This window comes from Nitrosopumilus sp. Nsub (assembly GCF_001541925.1).
Classification (GTDB): domain Archaea; phylum Thermoproteota; class Nitrososphaeria; order Nitrososphaerales; family Nitrosopumilaceae; genus Nitrosopumilus.
Window position 1 is genome coordinate 70,447 of record NZ_LQMW01000008.1, and the last position, 23,039, is coordinate 93,485.

At 29.8% G+C, this 23,039-nt stretch carries 30 protein-coding genes; 19 read left to right on the plus strand and 11 right to left on the minus strand.

All coding sequences use genetic code 11. The annotated features are described in order from the left end of the window. Positions 1 to 18 precede the first annotated feature (18 nt). The gene (locus AW732_RS01160) at positions 19 to 819 is read left to right on the plus strand and encodes an SDR family NAD(P)-dependent oxidoreductase (protein WP_067957300.1); all 801 of its coding nucleotides are present in this window, start codon (positions 19 to 21) and stop codon (positions 817 to 819) included. A 5-nt stretch (positions 820 to 824) separates the two neighbouring features. Here the strand turns inward: AW732_RS01160 and AW732_RS01165 are convergent, their stop codons facing one another. The 4 genes from AW732_RS01165 to AW732_RS01180 are packed head-to-tail and all read right to left on the minus strand — an operon-like array spanning position 825 to position 4,081. Then, positions 825 to 1,223 carry a hypothetical protein gene (locus tag AW732_RS01165; RefSeq protein ID WP_067957303.1) on the minus strand — a complete coding sequence of 133 codons (399 nt, stop codon included), beginning with the start codon at positions 1,221 to 1,223 and terminating at the stop codon, positions 825 to 827. A 12-nt stretch (positions 1,224 to 1,235) separates the two neighbouring features. Next, entirely contained in the window at positions 1,236 to 1,655 is a 420-nt protein-coding gene (locus tag AW732_RS01170; RefSeq protein WP_253805522.1) for a hypothetical protein, read from the minus strand. Positions 1,656 to 1,699: 44 nt separating this feature from the next. Further along, positions 1,700 to 2,935 (minus strand): glycosyltransferase, encoded by a 1,236-nt coding sequence (locus tag AW732_RS01175; RefSeq protein ID WP_067957310.1) that lies wholly within the window; start codon positions 2,933 to 2,935, stop codon positions 1,700 to 1,702. Between the two features lie 30 nt (positions 2,936 to 2,965). Beyond that, positions 2,966 to 4,081, minus strand: coding sequence for a thiamine biosynthesis protein (locus AW732_RS01180; protein ID WP_067957506.1), 1,116 nt, complete (start codon positions 4,079 to 4,081; stop codon positions 2,966 to 2,968). A gap of 84 nt (positions 4,082 to 4,165) precedes the next feature. Here AW732_RS01180 and AW732_RS01185 point away from each other — a divergent pair, with 84 nt between their 5' ends. The 3 genes from AW732_RS01185 to AW732_RS01195 are packed head-to-tail and all read left to right on the plus strand — an operon-like array spanning position 4,166 to position 6,731. Continuing rightward, on the plus strand, positions 4,166 to 4,882 hold the full coding sequence (locus AW732_RS01185) for a phosphoadenylyl-sulfate reductase (RefSeq protein WP_067957503.1): 717 nt from the start codon (positions 4,166 to 4,168) through the stop codon (positions 4,880 to 4,882). Between the two features lie 10 nt (positions 4,883 to 4,892). Next, entirely contained in the window at positions 4,893 to 6,035 is a 1,143-nt protein-coding gene (gene sat / locus AW732_RS01190) for a sulfate adenylyltransferase (RefSeq protein ID WP_067957312.1), read from the plus strand. Positions 6,036 to 6,065: 30 nt separating this feature from the next. Further along, positions 6,066 to 6,731: a hypothetical protein gene (locus tag AW732_RS01195; protein ID WP_067957314.1), complete on the plus strand. Its 666-nt coding sequence runs from the start codon at positions 6,066 to 6,068 to the stop codon at positions 6,729 to 6,731. Here AW732_RS01195 and nth read toward each other — a convergent pair. Continuing rightward, on the minus strand, positions 6,718 to 7,368 hold the full coding sequence (gene nth / locus AW732_RS01200) for an endonuclease III (RefSeq protein ID WP_067957509.1): 651 nt from the start codon (positions 7,366 to 7,368) through the stop codon (positions 6,718 to 6,720). The genes AW732_RS01195 and nth overlap by 14 nt on opposite strands. Before the next feature lie 54 nt (positions 7,369 to 7,422). Between nth and AW732_RS01205 the strand changes: the two genes are divergently transcribed. After that, the gene (locus AW732_RS01205; protein WP_067957317.1) at positions 7,423 to 8,577 is read left to right on the plus strand and encodes an aconitase X catalytic domain-containing protein; all 1,155 of its coding nucleotides are present in this window, start codon (positions 7,423 to 7,425) and stop codon (positions 8,575 to 8,577) included. Beyond that, complete coding sequence (locus AW732_RS01210; RefSeq protein ID WP_067957320.1) at positions 8,574 to 8,963, plus strand: DUF126 domain-containing protein; 390 nt, start codon at positions 8,574 to 8,576, stop codon at positions 8,961 to 8,963. The genes AW732_RS01205 and AW732_RS01210 overlap by 4 nt, the downstream gene beginning before the upstream one ends. On the opposite strand, the gene rqcH is transcribed toward AW732_RS01210, so the two are convergent. Continuing rightward, positions 8,941 to 10,890 (minus strand): ribosome rescue protein RqcH, encoded by a 1,950-nt coding sequence (rqcH, locus tag AW732_RS01215; RefSeq protein WP_067957323.1) that lies wholly within the window; start codon positions 10,888 to 10,890, stop codon positions 8,941 to 8,943. The genes AW732_RS01210 and rqcH overlap by 23 nt on opposite strands. A 104-nt stretch (positions 10,891 to 10,994) precedes the next feature. On the opposite strand from rqcH, the gene AW732_RS01220 reads away from it, so the two are divergent. Genes AW732_RS01220 through cobM form a run of 4 tightly spaced genes read left to right on the plus strand, consistent with a single transcriptional unit; the run spans position 10,995 to position 13,612 of the window. Beyond that, a complete protein-coding gene (locus AW732_RS01220) occupies positions 10,995 to 11,477 on the plus strand; it encodes a hypothetical protein (protein ID WP_067957327.1) in 483 nt (160 codons plus the stop codon). Between the two features lie 28 nt (positions 11,478 to 11,505). After that, positions 11,506 to 12,096 carry a precorrin-6Y C5,15-methyltransferase (decarboxylating) subunit CbiT gene (cbiT, locus tag AW732_RS01225; RefSeq protein ID WP_067957329.1) on the plus strand — a complete coding sequence of 197 codons (591 nt, stop codon included), beginning with the start codon at positions 11,506 to 11,508 and terminating at the stop codon, positions 12,094 to 12,096. Positions 12,097 to 12,132: 36 nt separating this feature from the next. Next, positions 12,133 to 12,855 (plus strand): precorrin-2 C(20)-methyltransferase, encoded by a 723-nt coding sequence (cobI, locus tag AW732_RS01230; RefSeq protein WP_067957334.1) that lies wholly within the window; start codon positions 12,133 to 12,135, stop codon positions 12,853 to 12,855. Further along, on the plus strand, positions 12,848 to 13,612 hold the full coding sequence (cobM, locus tag AW732_RS01235) for a precorrin-4 C(11)-methyltransferase (protein ID WP_067957337.1): 765 nt from the start codon (positions 12,848 to 12,850) through the stop codon (positions 13,610 to 13,612). Before cobI ends, cobM begins: the two co-directional genes overlap by 8 nt. Here cobM and AW732_RS01240 read toward each other — a convergent pair. After that, entirely contained in the window at positions 13,605 to 14,369 is a 765-nt protein-coding gene (locus AW732_RS01240) for an aspartate/glutamate racemase family protein (protein ID WP_067957340.1), read from the minus strand. The genes cobM and AW732_RS01240 overlap by 8 nt on opposite strands. Positions 14,370 to 14,475: 106 nt before the next feature. Between AW732_RS01240 and AW732_RS01245 the strand changes: the two genes are divergently transcribed. Next, complete coding sequence (locus AW732_RS01245; RefSeq protein ID WP_067957342.1) at positions 14,476 to 15,129, plus strand: Snf7 family protein; 654 nt, start codon at positions 14,476 to 14,478, stop codon at positions 15,127 to 15,129. A gap of 174 nt (positions 15,130 to 15,303) precedes the next feature. After that, complete coding sequence (locus tag AW732_RS01250; RefSeq protein ID WP_067957513.1) at positions 15,304 to 15,948, plus strand: hypothetical protein; 645 nt, start codon at positions 15,304 to 15,306, stop codon at positions 15,946 to 15,948. Between the two features lie 130 nt (positions 15,949 to 16,078). On the opposite strand, the gene AW732_RS01255 is transcribed toward AW732_RS01250, so the two are convergent. The 3 genes from AW732_RS01255 to AW732_RS01260 are packed head-to-tail and all read right to left on the minus strand — an operon-like array spanning position 16,079 to position 16,815. Next, a complete protein-coding gene (locus tag AW732_RS01255) occupies positions 16,079 to 16,348 on the minus strand; it encodes a hypothetical protein (protein ID WP_156416045.1) in 270 nt (89 codons plus the stop codon). 14 nt (positions 16,349 to 16,362) lie between these two features. Next, positions 16,363 to 16,485: a hypothetical protein gene (locus tag AW732_RS08965; RefSeq protein ID WP_256381628.1), complete on the minus strand. Its 123-nt coding sequence runs from the start codon at positions 16,483 to 16,485 to the stop codon at positions 16,363 to 16,365. After that, positions 16,486 to 16,815, minus strand: a complete 330-nt coding sequence (locus tag AW732_RS01260) for a P-II family nitrogen regulator (RefSeq protein ID WP_067957348.1) — start codon at positions 16,813 to 16,815, stop codon at positions 16,486 to 16,488. It lies immediately after the preceding gene. Between the two features lie 111 nt (positions 16,816 to 16,926). On the opposite strand from AW732_RS01260, the gene AW732_RS01265 reads away from it, so the two are divergent. The 4 genes from AW732_RS01265 (at position 16,927) to AW732_RS01280 (ending at position 20,145) form a co-directional block, all read left to right on the plus strand. After that, entirely contained in the window at positions 16,927 to 18,216 is a 1,290-nt protein-coding gene (locus tag AW732_RS01265; RefSeq protein WP_067957351.1) for an ammonium transporter, read from the plus strand. Positions 18,217 to 18,264: 48 nt separating this feature from the next. Then, positions 18,265 to 18,657 carry a DUF6659 family protein gene (locus tag AW732_RS01270; protein WP_067957354.1) on the plus strand — a complete coding sequence of 131 codons (393 nt, stop codon included), beginning with the start codon at positions 18,265 to 18,267 and terminating at the stop codon, positions 18,655 to 18,657. A gap of 1 nt (position 18,658) precedes the next feature. Then, entirely contained in the window at positions 18,659 to 19,480 is an 822-nt protein-coding gene (locus tag AW732_RS01275) for an FAD-binding oxidoreductase (RefSeq protein ID WP_067957356.1), read from the plus strand. A gap of 80 nt (positions 19,481 to 19,560) precedes the next feature. Continuing rightward, positions 19,561 to 20,145 (plus strand): P-II family nitrogen regulator, encoded by a 585-nt coding sequence (locus AW732_RS01280; protein ID WP_067957516.1) that lies wholly within the window; start codon positions 19,561 to 19,563, stop codon positions 20,143 to 20,145. A 27-nt stretch (positions 20,146 to 20,172) separates the two neighbouring features. On the opposite strand, the gene AW732_RS01285 is transcribed toward AW732_RS01280, so the two are convergent. After that, positions 20,173 to 20,502 (minus strand): hypothetical protein, encoded by a 330-nt coding sequence (locus tag AW732_RS01285; RefSeq protein ID WP_067957521.1) that lies wholly within the window; start codon positions 20,500 to 20,502, stop codon positions 20,173 to 20,175. Between the two features lie 87 nt (positions 20,503 to 20,589). Here AW732_RS01285 and AW732_RS01290 point away from each other — a divergent pair, with 87 nt between their 5' ends. The 3 genes from AW732_RS01290 (at position 20,590) to AW732_RS01300 (ending at position 23,037) form a co-directional block, all read left to right on the plus strand. Then, the gene (locus AW732_RS01290) at positions 20,590 to 21,042 is read left to right on the plus strand and encodes a PRC-barrel domain-containing protein (protein ID WP_067957359.1); all 453 of its coding nucleotides are present in this window, start codon (positions 20,590 to 20,592) and stop codon (positions 21,040 to 21,042) included. A gap of 214 nt (positions 21,043 to 21,256) precedes the next feature. Then, the gene (locus AW732_RS01295; RefSeq protein WP_067957362.1) at positions 21,257 to 22,255 is read left to right on the plus strand and encodes an ATP-binding cassette domain-containing protein; all 999 of its coding nucleotides are present in this window, start codon (positions 21,257 to 21,259) and stop codon (positions 22,253 to 22,255) included. Continuing rightward, on the plus strand, positions 22,252 to 23,037 hold the full coding sequence (locus AW732_RS01300) for an ABC transporter permease (RefSeq protein ID WP_067957365.1): 786 nt from the start codon (positions 22,252 to 22,254) through the stop codon (positions 23,035 to 23,037). Before AW732_RS01295 ends, AW732_RS01300 begins: the two co-directional genes overlap by 4 nt. The last annotated feature ends 2 nt before the right edge of the window (positions 23,038 to 23,039 follow it).

Genomic DNA, 23,039 nt, shown 5'->3' on the forward strand with positions numbered 1-23,039 from the left:
AAACTATTTTTTTTATTTGTGGATTTTAAAAATAAAGTAGTTTTAATTACTGGAGCATCATCTGGGATTGGTAAACAAACTGCAATTGAATTTGCAAAATTGGGTTCAATTATAATTTTAGTTGCAAGAAGAAAAAATAAACTTGAAGAAGTAGAAAAAGAATTAAAAAAATTTAATGTAACTACATTGATTTGTGAATGTGATATTTCAAAAAAAGAACAAGTAGAAATTATGTCAAAAGAAGTAATTCAAAAATTTAATTTTGTTGATATTTTAGTAAATAATGCTGGTTTTGCAATTTATGGTTCTGTTTCAGATTTATCAATAACTGACATTGAATCTCAAATGGAGACAAATTATTTTGGTATGATTTATTGTATCAAAAATTTTCTTCCATTAATGATTAAGAAACAATCTGGACATATTGTCAATGTTGCATCTGTGGCTGCAAGCTTTGGATTGCCTGGAATTGCATCTTATTGTGCTTCAAAATTCGCAATGCTGGGCTTTTCTGAAGGTCTTAAACATGAATTAAGCGGTAGTGGAGTTGGAATAACTGTTGTAAGTCCTATAATGGTCAAAACTGATTTTTTTGAACACCCCTCATTTGAAAAAATGCCCAAATATTCTTCAGCATCTCTAAATGCTATAACAGTTGCAAAAGCAATTTTAAAAGCTGCAAATTCATCTAGGCTCGAAATTATTGTACCGTCTGTAGTTCGTGGTGCAGTATGGATGAAACATACATTTCCATATTTTATTAGCCCCATTTTGGGAAAATCCTTCCAAAAACAACTAGATTCTACTAAAGATAATTAATTTAATTATTTAATATCGTCTTCAGAAGATTGATTGGATCCACCTTCATCAATTAATTTAATTGATTTTAGATCAAATTGATATATTGCGTTCATTTCAATCTCTTTTTCTTTTTCTAAATATTCTGAAACTTTTTTACTTAATGGAGCCTTATGCTGATCAAAAGTAAATTCATACACAACTCCTTTTTCTAATTCTTTAATTTCAATCTCTTTTGATACATCCATTGTAACAATTTGTCTTCCATCTTCTAAAGCATCATACAATTGAACATCAATTTTATCATCATCATAATAAAGTTCTAAAACATATCCTGAAATTCTTAATTCTTTAGGTTTTTTGAATTTAGCATTTTGAATTTCATCAGTTACCCAATCAGGAATATCGTCTTTCTTTTTTGCCATTTTAAAATTCCACTAATTATCTAGATTTTTATCTTTTTTACTTTTATTCCACCATTCAAGATAATCATCACTTTTATCATCACGTGTTCTTTCCTTTTGATTTAATTTGTATCGAATATCTGAAATTTGTTCTCTTGTTGCATATAATCCACATTTTTTACAAATAAAATTTTTAGTATTTTTATCCATTTCCATTGGTATATCAACTTCATCGTATAATTTGTAAAGATCTTGTCTATCTCTATCTTCTTCAGGAACTTCTTCTTCGTATTTAGTTAGAATTTTCTTTTTTGCTCTTGCTGTACATTCTGGACAAACAACCAATGAAATTCTGATTAATTTTTTCCATAAAAGCGTTCGCACTAGAAAATTGATCGATTTTTTATCTGACACGCGGATTTTTTCATCATCCCTTGCGGTCCGTTCGCCCATCGAAATCCCGCGTGCCAGATGAGAATTTTTAAAAAAATAATCTATTATCTCTTTTCTTCTAAAATTTCAGATGCAATTTCTGCTGAATTTTCAGCTCCGTTAGGAATAAAATTCTTCGAAAAATCTTTCAAATTATCTTCATATTCATCATAATTTTCTTTAATTTTTACAATTGAATCTACCACATGTTTAGTTTTGATGGCTAAAACTCCAAGATTTTTTTCTTGTGCCCATTTGATATTGTTAGTATGTTCATCGTATATGGGAATTCCAATAATTGGTTTTGATTTTCCTCCCATTATTTCCCCCATTACCGTATGTGAACCATTAACTACTACATATTTACATAAATTCAAAACTGTATCTTTTTCTTGTTCAGTGAGAAATCCAATATCAATCTGAATCCAATCAATTTTTTTCTCAAAAGCATCTGAAATTGAATATTTTTTCCCATCTTTTCCAATTACTGAATCTATATTTGGTTCATTCCTTGCATGCGAAATAATCCTTTTCTCATTTCTCATTTCATTTTGTTTAAATACATTTTCATATCTTTGACCTGTTCCATCATTTGTAGATTTATTTCCTGTTCTCATCCAATAACCAAAATCATTATTTTCAACTAATTTTTCTAAATCTGTTTTAGTTTTATTTTCAATTTTTTTACCGTTTGTAAAATGGCCAACATATTCTACTTTATGCTCTGCCTCTTTTATGAAATTTAAATTATATTCACACATAGTATATGGAGGTGGTGAATCTGCAACAAGAATTTTTGTTGCTTTATTGATTTGTTTTGCAATAAAAATTAATGATGGATACAGATATGATCTTGAATTATATAATTTTGGTCTAAATTGATTTGTAACAAACAAACTTGGAATATTCCTATTATTTGCTAAAATATTTGAACCCATATCTCCATCATTAATCACCAAATCAAATTTTTCTTTGTTGTAGAGTTTTCTTTCTTCTCTCAAATAATTAATTATTTGTCTGATTAATGATGGATTATTTGAAATTGGTAATAGAATATTCATTAATGATTTTGAAACACTTGGTCCAAATTTTCCATCAATAGGAGTTGGCATTAAAATTTCATGAATTTTATCTTTTTCATTTGGAAATTTTTTCAATAATTTTTCAATTACATGATCTTTACTAGAAAAATGAACTTCTATCTCATCTTTGATTTTAATTGATAATGCATCGTTTAATCTCATCATTCGAGAATAATGACCACTTCCCCATGGGTAGATAAATTCGCCTATTTTGAGCACAATTTCTAATTAAATATGGTGTTTAAATTCTCAATGATCTTCATTTAATGAATCTAAAATATCATGAACATTATTTACTCCTAATTTAACAGAAATTTCTTTTTTTGTCTTCAAGGCAAATTCTATATCTGTTTTTGAAATTTTAGGCACATCATTTGATCTAATACTGATCATTTTTTCCAATTTGCTTATACTTCGCTCTAATCCCATCTCTTTTACTTCTAAAAATAATTGATTATCTACACCTGTTAGTGGTATTATTGGAATTTTCTTTTTACTAAATATGTGATATAATACACTATCAATAAAATTTCCAGAAAAAATTAGTGGTGACAAAGATAATGATATTCTTTTGTTTGAAAAACTTAATAGAATTTCTATGATGGAATTTACATAAATTAAATAATTTTTATTTCCTTTTGGATTAATTTTTAAATTATAAAATTCTATTTTAATTTCTTCTTGTACTAATCTTGGAATTATTTGGTTAATCATTTTTACCAAATTCATTAATTCAGATTCTTGTCTAAAACAAACAATGATTTTTGTATCATATCCTTGCTTAATTGTTTCATAACAAGATACTGCTGAAATTTCATCATAGACTGCACAAATTGTTTGTTGTTTTTTTGATTCATATGGAATTCCACCTTTACCAATATCTGAAAAAATGCAAATGTATGCATAGTTTTTTGTTAAAAAAGTATAAAGTAATTTATCAAAATTTTCATCAGTACCTGGATGAGCACCTAAATTAGATTTTTTTTCTATAATGTTAGATGTTGCAGCTATTTCTACATCTTTAACCAAAAATCCTTTTGATATTCCTTCAACTTTAACCAAAAATTTTTCTCCTTTTAATAATAAATTACCTCCTATAGTTGTAATTTCTGAAACTATATTTTGAAAATCATTTTTTACTTGTCTTGCAATTGCAATTTTTTCTATACCAAAAAGTAAATTGATAGCCGATGATGCAAATACAGGATCATCTGCATCAACTAAAATAATGTCTCCATCACGTTTTACAGAATTATATTTTTGATTTTTAATTTTAAGAATTTTTTTGATATTTTTAATTAATTGAGGAATTTTATTTTTAGAAAATATATTTGGAAATACTACTACATATGATATTTCATTCATCTTTTCTCTTTTCATTTTTACTTGTTTATAATTCAGCATAAATTTTTGGGTAATCAATATAAAAGAAATATTTTAAATGAAAATGTGACAAAATTTACACAAGATCAAGTCGACAATCTTAATTCAACAATTAAAACAACCGAAGAAGCTTTACAATGGGTATCTGATAATTTACATCCTAAAGTTGCAAAAGCATCAAGTTTTGGTGCTGAAGATGCTGTTGTAATGGATATAATGTTAAAAATTAATCCAAAATTTCGATTTTTTACTCTTGATACTGGTAGGCTTCCACAAGAAACTTATGATATTATGGATATTGTTAGAAAAAAATACAATATTTCAATTGAAGTATTATTTCCAGATACTAAAGAAGTAGAAGAAATGGTAAAAGAAAAGGGATTGAATCTTTTCTATGAAAGTGTAGATAATAGAAAACTCTGTTGTGAAATTCGAAAAGTTCATCCAATGAATAAAATGTTGAGTGCTTTAGATGGTTGGATAACAGGATTAAGACGTGATCAAACAAAAAATCGGGAAGATGTTAAAATTTTCCAATTGGATCATGGTCATGATGATATTTTAAAAATTAATCCAATTGTTGATTGGACATGGGAACAAATTCAAGAATATATTAAAAAAAATAATTTACCATACAATTGTCTTTTAGACAAAGGTTTTCCAAGTATTGGATGTGAACCTTGTACTAGAGCGATCAAACCTGGTGAGGATATACGTGCAGGTAGATGGTGGTGGGAACAAGGTGGTAACAAAGAGTGTGGCCTTCATATAGACCATAAATAGAGGGTCAGATATGTCTGAAAATAATTCAATTAAAGCACACGGTGGAGTATTAATTAACAGAATTACTAATGTGGATACTACAGGATTATTTTCAATAACTATTTCTGAAGATTTAGCAAATGATGTAGAAAATATTGCTGATGGAATTTTTAGTCCTTTAGAAGGATTTTTGGGACAACAAGACTTTGAAAGTGTTGTTTCTCGTGGTAGACTTGCAAATGATTTAGCATGGACTATTCCAATTGTACTTGATGTAGATGAAGAAACTGCTTCAAAAATGAAAGAAGCTGGAAATGTTTTATTGAAAAACCCTGATGATATTGGAATTGCAGTATTACATGTAGACGAAACATTTACTTTTGATAAGGAGAAAACAGCTCAAGGAGTGTACGGTACTACCGATTCGTCACATCCTGGTGTTGCATATACAATGTCAATGAAAGATTTTCTAGTTAGTGGGAAAATTGATTTTGTCCAAAGACCAAATGACACTGAAATTCGAAATAATAGATTAACACCAATTCAAACCAGAGAATCTTTTGCAAAAGCAGGATGGAAAACAATTTGTGCTTTTCAAACAAGAAATCCACCACACGTAGCTCATGAAATGCTACAAAAAACATCTATTACAACTCGTGATGGTGTTTTTGTTAATCCTGTAATAGGTAAGAAAAAATCTGGTGATTTTGTTGATGAAGTAATTGTAAAATGTTATGAAACTATGATAAAATTATACTATCCTGAAAATAGATGTCAACTTGGTACATTACATACTCAAATGAAATATGCTGGACCAAAGGAAGCAATTCATCATGCAATAATGAGACAAAACTATGGTTGTACTCATATCATTATAGGACGTGATCATGCTGGTGTTGGTAAATTCTATGATCCAATGGCTGCACAAAAAATCTTTGATGATTATCCTGAATTAGAAATTTCTCCAGTGTTTTTCCCACCTTTCTTCTATTGTAAGAAATGTCTGACATATACAACTCCAAAGGCATGCCCTCATGATAATGATGTAAAGGAGCAAATTAGTGGAACTGCACTTCGAGAAATGATTCAAAATGGCCAAGCACCATCTGAATTTATTTTAAGACCTGAAGTAGCACAAGTAATTCTAGATCATCCAAAACCTTTTGTTGATTAGATATTTATTCAAACGAATTTACATAAGCTCATGAAGTATCTATTTTTAGGAATTTTGTTTCTCGGATTTTTAATTACTCCTGTATTTGCTCAAGAACAAACAAATCCATCACTGATACTTGAAAATCTTGAAATTCCTTCTGAAGAATTTAACACAATATTACGAAATGCACCTATAATTCCACTTGATAATCTTCATACTACAAGTTGGCAAGTTACAATTGACAATAATTTACTTTATGCAAATCCAAATGGAAATGCAGTTTTTCGAATATATGATAAAGAAGATAATAATGAATTCATTGAACTAGGAATGGGTTCTATTCCAGATCATAAATTCTGGGTTGCAGTTCAAACTCCTGATGAAGGATATGTTGTAATTCACAGAGATTTAGATAGAGGTTGGTATCCAGAAGCAAAATCGATTATATCTTATACTGATAGAGCAGGTTTAACCGTAAATAATGGAGCTAGAATAGTAGTCACAAATTTGGATATTGGAAAATTTGAGGTTGAATCATATTCAGTTCATGGAATGGAAGGAAGTACTGAACCACCTGCAATTAATTCTGGTGTAATGTTAGTTGAAGTTTTATCAGGAGATCCAGGAAAAAACATGTTTGCATTCTTTCCATTTGTTGTTGCAACAGGAGTTGGAATATTAGTTGGAACTTTATATCTGACTAAGAAACGTTGAGATTTTTATAATATTTGCAACTTTTCTTAATTTTACAAACATCACACATTGGTGAAATTGGTTTACAGATATTTTGACCATACATAACAAATGTATCATTGATATCTATCCAAAATTTTTTATCAATCTTTTTCATTAATTCCTGTTCAGTTTCTTCTGGATTTTTTGTTTCAACTAAACCCAATCGATTTGAAATTCTATGAACGTGAATGTCTACTGGTATAGCTGGTTTTTCAAATGCATATACTAAAACACAATTAGCAGTTTTTCTTCCAACACCTGGTAATTGTACTAATGTTTCAAGATCTTCTGGAACTTTGTCTTTGTATTTTTTATGTATTATTTTTGAAACTTCTATAATCCTTTTAGATTTGACATGAAAAAACCCAATCGATTTGATAATTTTTTCTACATCTTTGATTTTTGCATTTGCAAGATCTTTTGGATTTTTATATTTTGTAAATAATGCTTTTACTGCTTTTGTTGTTGTTTCATCTTTAGTTCTAGCTGATAGTATTGTTCCAATTAAAATACTAAATGGACCTGTTTCAGCATCATGTAAATCTCTTAATGCTGTTATTCTAGGTGGTTTTACAGAATTCATGGTATTTGTCATACCAGTTAGTATTTTTTTCATTTTCAATTAGAATTTACGCACAAGTATTATAACTGTAATAATGATAATTTACCGTTGGAACTAACTCGAGAAGAAGAATCTGCACTAAAAGGTGAACAAGGTGAAATTATGCAAATGGCATATAGGATTTTAGTTGCAACTGGTGAGGCAACAGATGCTGAGAAATTAATTCCAATTGAGTGGGCTCATCTTTCTGGTGTAAATTATAATACAATTGGTGATGCAGGAGAAGAATTTCTTTCAACACTTAGTAAAGATGCACGAGTAACTGTAAAAACAACTTTGAATCCAATGGGATTTGATATTGATAATGTATCTAATTACAAATTGGATGAAAATTTTATTTCAAAACAATTGTCGATTAGAAACTCATATGAAACAATGGGTGTGATTCCATCATTTTCTTGTATTCCATATGAAATTTTTGACATTCCAAAAAATGGAACACAAGTTGCATTTGCAGAAAGTAATGCAGCAATACATGCAAATTCTTATGATGATTTGAAAACCAATAAAGAAAGTGCATTTAGTGCATTAGCTAGTGCAATTGTTGGTAAAAGTCCTTATTCATCATTACGTAAAGAAGATACTCCAAATATTACAATTGAAATGAAAGTAAAAAATCCAAATGAATTATCTTATGGAATGTTAGGTTTCTTTGCTGGAAAAGTAGGTGATACATCTGTAAATATTTCAGGTCTTGGTGAAATGGATCAAAGACAATGTAAAGCAATGTGTGGTGGAATGGGAACCTCTGGTACTTGTGCTAAATTTAATTTTAGTAAAGGAGATTCAAATACTGAAAAAATTGAATTTGATGAAAAAGAAATGAAAAATGTTTTTGATGAATTAAATACTTCTGAAAAAGGCGATTTGATTACATTAGGTAGCCCTCAATTAGGTTTAGATGAAATTTCAGATCTTACTGCCAAATTAAAAGGTCGTTCATTTGAAAAGAGATGTATGGTTTTCTTACCTAGAACAGTCAAAGAACAGGCACAAAAAATTGGATATATATCAGAACTTGAGCGTGCTGGATGTGAAATTCTTTCTGATTGTTGTACATGTCTTACTCCTTTGATCTGTAAAGATGATGTGGATGCAGTTACTACTAATAGCATTAAAGGTGCATTTTATCTAAAAAATTCAAATGGTGTGGGAATAAATTTAAAATCATTACAACAAATTGTTGAAGATGAAACACGATGAATAAAATTTTAGTTTCAGGAAAAGTTGAGGGAATTGTTTTAAAATCAAATGATCCAATTAATTTTTTAGGAACAGTTGATAAAAAAACTGGAATTATTAGCGATAAAGAACATTCCCTTTTTGAAAAATCTATTAAAAATTCAATTTTAGTATTTCCATCTGGAATTGGTAGTAGCGTTGGTGCATATACTATCTATTCTATAAAATCAAATAATACCGCACCAATTGCAATGATTTGCAAAAAAGCAGATCTAACAGTTGCTACAGGTTGCGCACTAGCAAATATTCCATTAATTACAATTACTGATGAAGAATTTGAATCAATTAAAACTGGAATGAAATTATCTCTTAACACTGATTCAACTACTCTAATTCATTATCAGTAGAGATTTCTTTTTCTAAATCTCCTAAACTAATTTCTTTAATTTGACTTTTTCCAGCAGGTAAAGCACGAACAAATTCATCGATATTTATTTTTCTTGTAATGTCTTCAAATATTTTTAAAAATTCAATTCTTATTTTTTTTGCACATTCAGCCATTTCTAATCCATTTGGTTCAATTATTGCATAACAAATAGAATTTTTTTTAATTGGTTCTGGAGGTCCACATGTTAAAACATAATCATTATCTTCTAATTTTATTATTCCAACAGCTAATTTCAGAGTTTCAGATTTGATAAAATTTCGTTGTCCTTCTATTGTAAATGAGCCTTTAGGCAAGAATTCTCCACTTGGAGCTGATTTTTTTACTTGATCTGGATGCACCCAGTAGGCACTAACTCCATACAACCCTTCTCTCCACGCTCTACTGAAACAGACTGTTGCAGAAGCAATTTCATTCATAGTTGTATCTGGTACATTTTCTGCATCCTTTAAAATAAAAAATGGTGATCCAAAAATATCCCCATGAAAAACTTTATCATCTTTATCTAGGTGTTTTCTAATTACAGCAGAATTTGATGCTGCATCTCTTCCACCAATTGTAAGAAATCCATCAGTAGTCATAAACCATCTATATCGTTCAAACCAATTTTTCTTTCTAATTTCTGAAACTACTTCTAAATTTCTCTCAGATTCAGTTTGATTTTGGAATTTCTTTAATTTCTTTTCTGTTTTTTCTTTAATTGCTTGAATTGAATTAATAGCACCTGATTGTTTTTTTGCTTGATTAAACAAAACAGATGCAATTGATTGAAGTGGAGATTCTGTATTTATCTTAATTTTTTCATCTTCTACAATTATCATTGAAATCCCTTTTTCATTAATCAATTTTGCATTATTTGTTGCCAAAATTTCTTGTGCTGAATCATTTGTTATTGAAATAATTCCCTTAGAAATCATTTCATAAAGTGAATTTGCTACATTTGTAATCTTTTTTGATTTTTCTTTTACTGTTGCGATTGCTTTTTCTTGTTCAGATATTTGAGTTTCTAAATCTTTAATTTTTTTGTCTGAACCACTAGTTTGAATTGATTTACCTTTATCAACTATATTTTTTGTAAATACTGTATCTAATCCTTCAATAAATGTAGAAACATTTGTTATTTTACCTTCTAATTTACCTAATTTTACTGGAAGAACATCAATCTTTTCATTTTCAACTATTATTGGTTCATGATTTCCTGATACAATATCTGAAATAATATTTTTTGTAATTTCAAAAATTTTTGTAATTTCTTCTTTTGTTAATAAATTACCAATTTTTTTAGGATCGATATTTGTAATTTCAAATACTGATTCCACATATTTTTTTGGTAATCCTAATGTTCTTCCAAACCATTTTGCAGCAATTAAATCAGAATTTTTTAAATCATCAAAATTTGATTCTGTTAAATTAAAAATATCTAAATTATTTTCCGGTGGTTGTACATAGTCTAATCCTACACTAAGTTTTCTATGTCTAACTTCAATTGAATGCTGTAAGGCTAAAATTTTCATTTCATTATTACAAAGTAGAATATTTCCGTCCCCAAAAAATTCTCCAACTAAAATGAATTCTTTTCCAAATCCCTCAAACGTAAAATATGCAATTCTTTCAGCACCTATTTGTTCAATTTTTTTTAATTTTAATCGAAGTAAATCACTTCTTAATCTTTTCAGCAATCTATTTGGTTCCATTTGATCAATCTTTACTTTAGTCAGCCAAACACCTGACGTTGAAATCATCATAAAGAGATCGCTTTTTTCTGTATGATGAAGTTTGAATAGAATACTATCTTTTGTAATCCCGTAGATATTACTGATATAGTATCCTTGAACTTGTTCAGAAATTTGATTTACTAAATATCTTAATTCAATTCCAGCTAATGCCATAATTATCGTGTTTAATCTCTAAAATTATACCCTTCCTATACTGTGCTCAAGTTTTTACCAAAGATATTAAACATGGTTTGCTTGATTTACGCTAGAAATTTACTTTGGCCAAATTTAAAAAGAAAAAATCAGCACCTACGCCTGGAAATGATGATTCTAAACCTAAAATTGAAGAAAATATTGATACTCCTGAAACAGAAAAATCTCCTCCTACCACAAATAATTCTAAAGAGCCATCAAAAGATCCACCAATTAACGCTGCAGAAAAAAGTGAAAAAGATAAAAAATTATCTAAATTATTTTGGATGCGTATTGCTTTAGGAGTAATTGCAGGTATTGCAACTACTTTTATTTTTGAAGACATTGAAGGTGAAGAAAGAAGATGGGCATCAATTGGATTTATGATAATAGTATTTTTCGGTTCAATTATAGTTGCCAAAGGAATGAATATGCAATTACCATCATCAGATAGAAAAAAGATTGTTACACAAGGTATAGGTAGCTACGTATTTTTGTATTTGTTTACATGGATTGTAAGTTACACTTTGACACATCTTGGAGATGTATCTACAGGAATTAATTTATAAAAAAATTAAACAAGTAGGAATATAGATTATGTGGAATTATAAAACACCTGGTATACCTGACGAACATTTTGATCGTGCTGAAAAAGTTCCAATTACTAAAGAAGAAGTAAGAACAATTCAACTTAGTAAAGCACGACTAAAACCTGGTCAAATTGTTTATGATATTGGTTGTGGTAGTGGTTCAATTTCTGTTGAAGCGGGAATTCAAATTGAATCTAGTGGTAAAGTTTTAGCAATTGACTATGATAAAAATGCTGTAGAATTAACTAAAAATAATTTAAAAAAATTTAATCTTTCAAACGTTTCTGTAATTTTTGGTAATGCTAAAGAAAAACTTTCTGATTTAGAAATGGCTGATGTTATTTTTATTGGAGGAACAGGTGGTGATACTGCTGAAATAGTCAAACTATCTAAAAATAAACTAAAATCTGGTGGTAGAATTGTAATAGGAATTATCTTAATTGAAACATTATATTCAGTTTTACAAATTCTTGATAGCCTAAAATTTGATTCTATTGATATTACACAAGTCACAATTTCTAAGAGTAGAAAAACAACTACTGGTACTATGATGTTAGCTAGAAATCCAGTCACAATAATATCTGCTACAAAAGTATAATCTAGGCTTTTAATTGGGGAAAAAGGCAATGAAATCATGCCTGGATTGATCGGTATTGGTGTAGGTCCTGGAGACGTAGAACTCTTAACTGTAAAAGCAGTCAAGGCAATCCAAAATGCGGATATTATCATGTGTCCAGCTTCAAATGAAAATAGACCAAGTATTGCATTATCAGTTGTTTCATCAATAATAGATAAATCCAAAAATCAAGAAATTATTAAATTAATTTTTCCAATGACAAAGGATAAAGATATTCTAGAAGAATCATGGAAAAGAAATGCCAAAATAATGGCTGAAACTGTTTTGAAAGGAAAAAATGTTGTCTATCTTACAGTAGGTGATCCATATTTGTATAGTACATGGATTTACATGCATAGAGATTTGAAAGAAAAATATCCTGAAATGAATATTAGTGTAATTCCAGGAATTGTATCCATATTTTCATTTGCATCTAAAGTTGGTGTGAGTGTTGCAGAAGGAGCTGAAAAGGTTGCAATCATTCCATCCTGTTATGATTTATCCAGTGTTAAAGAAATTGCGAGACATTCCGAATCAATGATATTTCTAAAAGATGGTAGATACTTTGATCAAGTAATTGAAGTGTTAAAGGAATCTGGTTTTCCAAGTGATTCACTTTTTGCAATTGGACAAGATTTAGGAACAGAAAATGAAATTATAAGAACAATGAAATTAGGTGAAGTAAATGATGAAACTTTAACTACAAAATATTTTTCAATTTTGGTGGTAAAGCGTGTCTAACGTATTTTTTGTTGGTTGTGGTCCTGGCGATCCTGAACTAATTACAGTTAAAGCAAAAAAATTAATTCAAAAAGCTGATGTTGTAGTTTATTCTGGTTCATTGATTCCTGAACCCATTTTAAAATTATGTAAAAAAGGAAAGCTCTATGATGCTGCAAAATTAGTTAGAGAAGAAATTTTTGATCTGTTATACAAAAATGCAAAAAAAGACAAATTGGTTGTAAGACTTCATGATGGCGATCCTGCAATTTATGGTGCAATTAGAGAACAGATTGACAATTTAGAGAAAAAAGGAATTCAATCTACTGTTGTGCCTGGCGTAACATCATTTTTAGCCTCAGCTGCTGCACTTGGAACTCAATTAACATTACCTGGTGTGACTCAAACAATGATAATTACAAGAGCAGAAGCAAGAACAAAAGTTCCTAAAAGAGAACAAATTTCTGAACTTGCAAAACATCAAGCAACATTGATTTTTTACTTAAGTGTACATTTGTTAAATAAAATTTCAAAAGAAGCCATTGAAGGTGGATATAAAAAATCTACACCAGTAGCAGTTGTTTATAGAGCAAGTAGAAAAGATCAAAAAATAATTATTGGAACACTTGTTGATATTGCAAGTAAAGTAAAAGCTGAAAAAATTACAATGACAGCCATTGTAATTATTGGTGATGTAATAAAACCAAAATCATATGAATACTCAAAACTTTATGATAAAACATTTACTCATGGTTTTAGAAAAGCTAAAACTAAATAGATAAATAATTTATTTTATTTTTAATACCCATTTTATTTAATTTATTTTTAAAATTTATTGTATTTCCTGATGTAAAAATTTTTAATGAATTTCTTTTTGATTTTTTATTTTTAATTTTTGAAAAAATTTTTTTTGCAACCATATTTCCTGGATCAATAAATTGTACTTCTGGAAATTCTTTTTGCAATAATTTTTTTAGAAATAATAAATGTGTACTTGATAATGTAATCGTATCTATTTTTTTTGCAATTATATGTTCTTCTAAACTTTTTTTAATTATTTTTTTACAATAATTTTTATTATTAAGAAATTTTCCTGATTCAACTAAATCTACAAGATTTGTTCCATTAATTTTAAAAATTTCATATGATTTTGGAATCTTATTCTCTTTAACATAGTTTTCAAGTCCTTTACTGTTAACAGATGATTTTGTTGCAAGTATTCCTATCTTTTTTGATTTTGATTTTTTTTGTGCTAGTTTTAAAGGAGGTTTAACATCTATCATCTTCCCTTTTTGTAAATCTAACATTAGACTTGGTGTATTTGATGCAACAACAATAATGTCAGGCGTAAACTTTTCTTCTAACATACTAGTTGTTTTTTTTATTATTGAGGCTATTTGAGCCTGAGACTTTGTTCCATATGGATAATTTTTTTGATCTGCAAAATACACAATATCTGATTTCATAATTTTTTGAATTTCTTTAATTATTGAAAGTGAGCCTAATCCTGAGTCAAAAACAGCAATTTTTGCCAATAATTTGTTTTGATAAATTGACCATTATAGTTTGTTAGCTAAATTTACTCAAAAACTGATCTAAATTTACACTGTTGATTAAGACTAAATTTCTAAATTTACTATCATGCCAAACTTCGACAGTACATGGGCTCGACAAGAGACCCAAAGTGTAACTGGCAAACTACGCGATGCAGTAAAGCCTCAAGGTGCATTAAAACCACGTATTCAAACAGCAGTTAACAAACTACAAGTCCAAATATCAAAAATGGACTCAATGTTAGGTAAATTGCAAGAAAGAGATGCGCAACTCTTTCAACGAGTCGTGACTGCAATGCAGCAACATGATACTAGCACAAGTAGAGTTTTGTCTAACGAATTAGCAGAAATTCGTAAAGTTACAAAGATGCTCGGCAATGCAAGAATGTCTTTAGAACAAGTTCAACTAAGACTGACAACTATTCATGATCTTGGTGATGCTATGGTAGCAATTGGACCAGCTATGTCTACAATGAAGGGATTGAAGTCATCGCTAGGAAGATTCATGCCAGAAGCTGATTCAGAATTGAATAGTATGACCCAGACACTTAATGGACTTATGATGGATTCACTTGCAGGAGACTCATTCAATATGGAGTCTGATGTTTCTAACGAAGAAACCGATAAGATTCTTCAAGAAGCATCTGCAGTAGCTGAGCAACAGATAGGAGATAAATTCCCATCTGTACCATCTTCAACAGGACTTTCGTCACAAACCTCTTCTACTTCTTCCTTTGAGTAGACAGTTGTGTTAGACGATTGTTACTATTTTTATTTATAATTAAAAAAATAATTTTTTATTGAATTTATAAAATCAGAAATAACTTGGTAAATTAAGTCAGTATTAGGAAAAATGTTAGTTATTTAATAATCTCGATCAAGATTGGTTTTTTTACAACTATAATTGATTCAAGATATGGCAATGCCTGAAGGCTATGATGGATTAAGAACAGGTGATGAATCTGAAAGAACAGATGATCCTAATGAATACAAACGAACTTGTATTGATTTTATCGAAGACATTTCTCATGACTATGAAGCATGGGTTGATTATTACAAATTACCAGAAGATGAAGATAAACGAAGACGTGAAGGAATTAAGGCAACTATTGCTAGAACTAATGAGTGGTTAGCAAAAGTTGCACAATCAATCAAAGCAGTAGATGTTATAATGAATGATGGAATTCAAAAGATGGCAGAATCTACTGCAGGTAAACCTCTAGAAATTGGAGTTTTTGTAAACCAAAAATCTGGATATACTGAAACAAAGCCTGGAGTAATTGATGTTGTTGTTAAAGGCAATCCTAGAAAAAATAGAAAACTAAAACTGGGTTATCACTTCAAAGATGATCGATTTAGAATTGAATCCACATGTGGTGCATATCTAGAAGAAACTAATTTACCTACTGAGGGATTTGATGAAATGGAAATTCATCTTAAACTACATGCAGAAAATGCAAAATCTCGAGATGTAATTTCATTTACTATTACTATTGGTGAATTTGAAAATGATGTTGAAATTGATAAACGTGGAATTTCAACTGTAGTGCATTTAGTTTGATTTTGTTATTTCAACTAGATGTAATCTGCAAATAAATACAATCCAATCAAAGTCATACCAATTGCTGCAAAACCTAATTTTATGAGAAAGACTTTGGATTTACTTAATTGAGGGATAATTTTCTCTGCTTTCATTTTATGTCTATTAGGACTCTTTTTGTTCCTCTGTTTATAGTAATGTAAGCTTGTTTTGGTTTAGGAACAATCTCTTCAGTTTTTTCTAAATGTCTAGTTTGGGTTCCTCTATGAGATAAGGTGGTTGTTTTTCTTCTTTTTAATAACACATCATCTTTTCTTTTTTCTTGAAAGTTTTTAAATTCCACACCTGCCCAATTAGAATCTATTATTTCATCTGTAATTTTTTTATCTGTTCCTCTTTTTGTAATTAATAATAAACTCATTTCGTTTTCTCCTATCACATTGACCAATAAGTCATAATGACTGGCGGAATTGTAATAATTGCTGCTATAACTGGAATTTTTAGGTAATCTTTTTTGGTTAATTTTGATGATCTAATTTTCTCAAAAGATAATTTCATCTAAACTACCTCGTCACCTTCACTTCCAGTCTTAATATCTACTGCACGGAGCATTTGTGAAATGAAAATTTTACCTTCACTAGAGTTTTTCTTAATAATCTCTACTGCTTTTTCTTCTTTTGCTTCAGGTATAACTACCATTAATCGATATTTGTCTGAAAAATGAGGAACAAAAATCTCCATTCCTTTATGTGAATGAATTTCAGCTGCAGTTTTTGCACCTCTTCCTCTAACTTTTACTACGGTTAATCCTCCTATACCGATTTGTTTTAATCCTTCACTAATTTTCATTACATCGTTATTTGCAATTATTATTTCAAGTTTTAACATGTTTATTTTACTTAGTTAAAGTTAATAATAATTTAGAAATTGATTATCTTTTGATTATCACAGACAATCAAATTGGAAAACTGTTAAATGTAAAATCTTGATTTCATTATAATTATGATAGATACCGGTGATACCGCATGGATGTTAATTGCAGGATGTTTAGTATTGTTAATGATTCCTGCACTTGGCTTGTTTGAATCTGGTTTATTGAGAAAAAAAAATACAGTTTCAATTTTCATGCAAATATTTTTTGGAATGTCATTACTTAGTGTAATGTGGTTTGTATTCGGATTTAGTCTTTCGTTTGGTCCTTCAACAACTGGTATTATAGGAAATCTTGATTGGTCATTTTTGAAAGGCATTCCTTGGGATGCTCCATTAGAACAATATGCTCCTAGCATTCCTGGTGTACTCTTTGTAAAATTCCAGTTAATGTTTGCATGTATTACTCCATTATTATTAACAGGAACAATTGCTGAAAGAATGAAATTCAGTTCTTTCATTATTTTCATATCTGCATGGTCGATGCTCATCTACTACCCAATCGTTAACATGGTTTGGGGTGGTGGATGGTTAGCACAACTTGGTGTTGTTGACTTTGCTGGTGGCATTGTAATTCACACTACTGTGGGAATGGCCGCACTCGCCGCTGCTTTGGTACTTGGAAAAAGACGAGGATTTGGTCCGGCAATCAACATTCCCCACAGCATTCCTCTTGCTGTATTAGGTTCTTCATTATTATGGCTAGGTTGGTTTGGATTTAATGCAGGTAGTGCATTAGCTTCAGGTGGTGTTGCTGGTAATACTGTAATTGTTACTCACTTAGCATCTTCAGTATCTGCATTAATTTGGGCAGGTTTATCATGGATGCGAACTGGCAAACCATCAATTGTTGCAACCATTAATGGTGCAATTGCTGGACTTGCTGGAATCACTCCTGCATCAGGATACATTAGTGTAGAACACTCCTTTGTTCTTGCTATTGCAATTGGTATCTTGTCATATGGTGGTGTTGTACTAATTAGAGATAAATTAAAAATTGATGATGCACTTGATGTAAGTTCTGTACACGGAATTGCAGGAATTGTTGGTGCACTTGGAATTGGTATCTTTGCAAGTACTATGATCAACCCATCTGGTGTTGACGGATTATTGTATGGTGACTATAATCAAATTTGGATTCAAGCAGTTGGTATTGGTGTAGCTGCAGTTATGGGCTTTGGTGGAACATGGATTTTATTACAATTAATTAAACATCTAATTGGAATTCGTGTTGAGCCTGAAGAGGAAGACATTGGTTTAGATATTAGTGAACATGCTGAAGCAGCTTATTCTGATGAAGAAGAGTTCAAACTTCCATATGATGATTTTAAACAATCATCTAAGAAAAATAAAAAATAATTTTTGATTTTTTATGACTGATGAAAAAGAATATGAAGAGAGGCCTGAATGGGAATGGTTGAAGAAGTAACAACAAAACCAAATTATGAAAAACTTTGTTCAAAAATTTTAAACTCTGGTGAACATATTAGATTCGCTGGATTCGTAAATGATAAATCAAAAATTTTACACAGTGAACAAAAAGATAATCTTGATCCTCTTTTATCAGATCATGAAATTGCAATGTCTATTCATTATACATTAGAGAGATGGAGAAAAGCACAAAACTTTACATTTCGTTTAGGAAAAGAAAGACTAACTTTTACTGAATACGATCATGTAACATTAGTTACAATTCCGTTTAAAGGAACTTTATTGCTAGTAAGTACCGAACCTAGAATAAATTATGATCCTATTGTTGAAAAAATTAATTCTATCTTAACTGATTGGGAGAAAATTTAGTGTGGAAAATGGGACTATTAGTTACACTCAATTATTGAGAGAAGATTTAGGCATTTTTCGTGTTACACCTGATGACAAAGTTCCTGATTTTAAGGCAGGTCAATTTTTAACTCTTGGGTTACCTTTAGATAGTAAAATTGTAAATCGAGCTTATTCTATTACATCTTCGCCTCAAAACAAAAGTTTCTTTGAATTTGTTATTAGATGGGTTAGACGTCCTCTTCCTGGAAGGCTAACTACTTTATTATTTAATGCAAAAGAAGGTGATAAAATTAGTTGGGCAAAACCTGCAGGTAATCTAACTATTAATGATACATTGCCAAACGGTGAAAAAGACAATAGAAGAATTGTCTGCATTGGCGGTGGAACAGGATTGGCACCTTTTGTCAGTTTTGCACAACATCTTCATGACACAAACGACAAAAGAGAGATCGTTGTCTTGCATGGTGCAAGTTACGTTGATGAGTTAAATTACAAACAACTCTTAACTGATTTAGAAAATGAAAGTATTGATAGAGGTAAGGACAAATGGAATTTCAAATATAGAGCAGCAATCAGTAGACCTGATGAATGGACTAATCGTTCATGGATTGGTCATAAAGGTAGAATTGAACAGTTTTTGAGACCTACTGATAGTGGTAAATCTGCTCTTGAAGAATTGGTGGGGGAAAAAATAACTAAAGAAAATACAATTTTCTATGTTTGTGGTTGGCAAGGAACCATTGATGGAACTATGGATTATCTAACAAACAAAAATTTTGTTACTGAAAAAAATAAGCGTGAAGACGGAAGTTTTGAAGTTAAATTCGAATCTTATGGATAAATTTTACAATTATTTGATTATCATTTCTATAATTGTAAAAAATCACTATGTTTAAAAACATCTATGATTTTCATCAAATTATGAAAAAAATTGAAGCTGTAATTAATCGAAAAAATTATCCTTCAATTCGTCAAAAATTAGATGCTTTAGGTATAGATATTATTGATAAACGAAATTTAGAAGATAGTAAATTTGTAAGTCAATCAAAAGGTTCCAGAGTAGGTGGATCTTCTCTTAGATCTACAATGCTTGCAAAAATTGAATTGGCAATGACTGATAAACAGGCAAGAAATGTAATAGACATAATTTCCAAAAATTCGGGACTCCCAAAATCTTCTCCAAGTAAAATTTTTGTCTTTGAAATGCAGGAATCTATTGAACTCAATTCTCTTAAAGGTGAATCTGATGTTGAAATAGATAATGAAGAGGAAAAACAATTTTCTGTAGCCCCTAAATTTGTGACTAAACGTAATAGATTAGTTCCACTTCAAAAAAGAACTTTGTACAACTTAGAACAATACTATGACAAACATAGTGATGTTTTAGCATCTGATTATAGAATTCGTTCCTTTAGTGATTTTGTTAATTATTGTATTATGAAATATTTACCTACACTTGATAAACAACTAAAGAACCAATCAATTCTTTATGAAGATGTTTTATAATTAAAAATTATTTTTGCTTTTACTATCTTATTTTGTATTATTATCTAATGTAACTTCAATTGCTACTCTTTTTTCATTAGCTCTGTCTTCTCCTGGATATTTTAATTGAGAAATTTTTTCATTTAATTTTTCATCAGTTACACATGATGCTTTTCCAGTAAATTCCACGTTGTTATATTGAATTATCACTTCTGAGTTTGTAATTGCATTTTGAAACCAATCCCCATCAGGGCGATGTCTTGAAAAATAGATTTTTTCATTATATTTTACAGCCCTTAACCATACTGAATGACGTTTACCTGTTTTTCTTCCTTTTGTAACTAAAATTGGTCGAAATCGTTCTTCATTGATTTCCATGCTAATCATACTCTGTCAAGTAATTTAACCCCATTGATAGAAATTTCTAATATTTGATATGATAAGGAAATTTTGTAATTTAGAAGCATGTCAGTGAAATTAGAAGGAATGCCTGAGAACATAGCCACAGCTGATACCTTTACTGGAAAAAAAGTAATTGATAGAGAAGGAATTCAATACGGAAAGGTTAAACACATACATATTCACCAAGACTCACTTTCTGTATCTGGTGTAACAATACATCAAGGATTCAACAAAGATTATTTCCTTTCTCATGATTACATCGATAAATTTTCTGATGAGCAACTACTTCTTAGTAGACCTCCTGTCAGAACTGGAATTCCAGTAGTAGATATTGATAGTCATAAAATCGGAAAAGTCAAAAGATTACACAAACATCCAGACACCAATGAATTGGAATCAATCGAAGTTAGTCATGGTTTGATGCATTCAAAAATCTTATCCAAATCTGAAATTTGGGGAATAGGTGAAAAAATCATTTTAAGAATGACTAAAGAAGAATTCAAAAATCTTGAATAATTCTTTAAAATTCTTTTTTATTATTTTCTATTTTTTTGCACATTTTTCACAAACAGGACTTCCATCCTTTAATGTGATTTCTACATTTGATGAGTGGCATTTTTGACATAATCCTTTCATAAGTCATATCCATCAAATACTCTTTTTAAATTTTGTATGATTTGTTCATGTTCTAATACTTAGCAATTTATAATTCCCACATGAGATCAGATCGTTGTATTCAATAGAAACAAAATCACTAACAAAATCATTTGGAGATTTAGTAGCTGTGAATGATATTTCTTTTTCAGTTGAAAAAGGAGAAATTTTTGGATTCTTGGGACCAAATGGAGCTGGTAAAAGTACTACTATGATGATCTTTACTACTTTACTAAAACCCACAAATGGAAATGCGTTTGTTGGAGGTTTTGATGTAATAAAAAATTCTAAACAAGTTCGAGAAAATATTGGATTTGTACAACAAGAAACTACTGTTGATGAATATCTATCTGGGCGTGAAAATCTCTTATTACAAGCAAAATTAAACCATATCCCAAAAAATGAAATCAATCAAAGGATTGATGAAGTTTTAGATTTGATTGAACTTTCAGATAAACAAGATGAATCTGTAGTTACATACTCTGGAGGAATGAGAAAGAGATTAGATATTGCTGGAGGTCTTTTACATCATCCAAGAGTTTTGTTTTTAGATGAACCTACTGTAGGATTAGATATTCAAACTAGAAGAAAAATTTGGCAATATATTAAAAAAATTCATACACAATTTGACATGACAATTTTTCTTACAACTCACTATATGGAAGAAGCAGATAGTCTATGTGATAGGATTGGAATTATAGATCATGGAAAAATCCAAGTAATTGATACTCCTAAAAATATGAAAAATGATCTTGGTAATGAAATAATCTCATTAGTCATTGAAAGTAATAGTAATTATGATTCATTTTTACAAGAACTTAAAAAAATTGAATTTATTAAAAAAATTAATGAGGCTGGTTCAAAATTAACTCTTTTCACTTCAAATGGCACTGAAGTAATTCCTAAAATTTTCCAAATATCTTCAGAACTTGGAATCAAAATCAAATCTATTTCTTTAACTCAACCAACACTTGATGATGTCTTCATTTCTTATACTGGACATGAAATTCGAGATGATGATTCAAAATATAACAGAAGACGTGAACATGCAAAAATGAAGAGATTACGACAATGAACACAATAGCATATGATGCATACACTATTTTTTGGAGAGAGTTAAAGAGATACAAAAAATCTCGAAGTGGAGTTTTAATCCGATTAATTCAACCTGCAATTTGGATTATTGTTGTTGGAAATATTTTTTCAGAAACTCAGCCTCTAATTCAATCTGTAGGATTTGAAGGTGAATATATTGAATTTATGGCGCCTGGTGTAATTATTCTAACTGCTATTTTTACTAGTATTTTTGGTGGTGTGAATACTCTGTGGGATAGAAGATATGGTTTTATGAATAAGGCATTGACTTCTCCAATTTCACGATCAGCAATTGCAATTGGAAAAATGTCTGCAATTTCTTTAATTGCAGCTTTACAAGCAAGTTTGATTATTGGAATAGCATTAGCAATCGGTGTAACTTTTCCAAATCCTTTGATGATAATTCCTATTATGGGGATTGTAATTTTATTTTCATTAGGATTTTCTGGAATTTCTGTAACATTAGCAGCCACTGCAAAATCACAAGAAACGTTTTGGGGAATGATCAATTTACTTGGTATGCCGTTATTCATGTTGAGTCCCGCATTATTCCCATTGGAATTATTGCCTGATTGGCTTGCAGTAGTAGCAAAACTAAATCCTGTCACTTATACTATTTTGTTAGTTAGAGAATTAATGACAGGAGTTTCTGAGGGTGGTGTTCCTATACTGATTAGTGTTGGTGTAATTTTTGCATTTGTTGTTGCAATGGTTGGTATTGCAAGTTATGTTTTCACTAGGGAAGTAAACAAACCATTTTAGAA